This is a genomic window from Kitasatospora sp. SC0581 (assembly GCF_048159585.1).
Lineage (GTDB): Bacteria > Actinomycetota > Actinomycetes > Streptomycetales > Streptomycetaceae > Kitasatospora.
This window is the reverse complement of sequence record NZ_JBLRWA010000322.1, coordinates 1-316: the sequence shown is the minus strand read 5'-3', so window position 1 is coordinate 316 and position 316 is coordinate 1. Positions and strand designations below refer to the sequence as shown.

The following is a 316-nucleotide window of genomic DNA, read 5'->3' as shown; positions in this document are numbered from 1 at the left end:
AAAATATTCTTATTGGAGTGGCTCTGATTCTGACTGTTGGCGACCAAGTGAAAGCTGTTATGACAACAAGAAAAATGTTAGATGAAAGGTACTTGGTCTATCATTTTAGCAGGTATCTCGGGAAGAATAACAATTTAATGAAAAAGGTTATACTGCTCGACTGGATGGTTAGCATGGTGCAAAGTTTAACCAAAATCGTGCCGTTTGGGGTGTTTTTTTATTTACACAGGATGGGAACGAAGTACATATTGATTGTGATTTTGTTCGAACTGCTCCTGTTTTGTATTCATTTACTTGGAAAATCGTTATCTTATCA

At 36.1% G+C, this 316-nt stretch carries 1 protein-coding gene; it reads left to right on the top strand.

Features of this window, described 5'->3' with window-relative positions:
* Positions 1-17: 17 nt before the first annotated feature.
* A partial coding sequence (locus ACLWS4_RS38300; protein WP_416876609.1) for a hypothetical protein occupies positions 18-316 on the top strand: 299 nt, incomplete at its 3' end.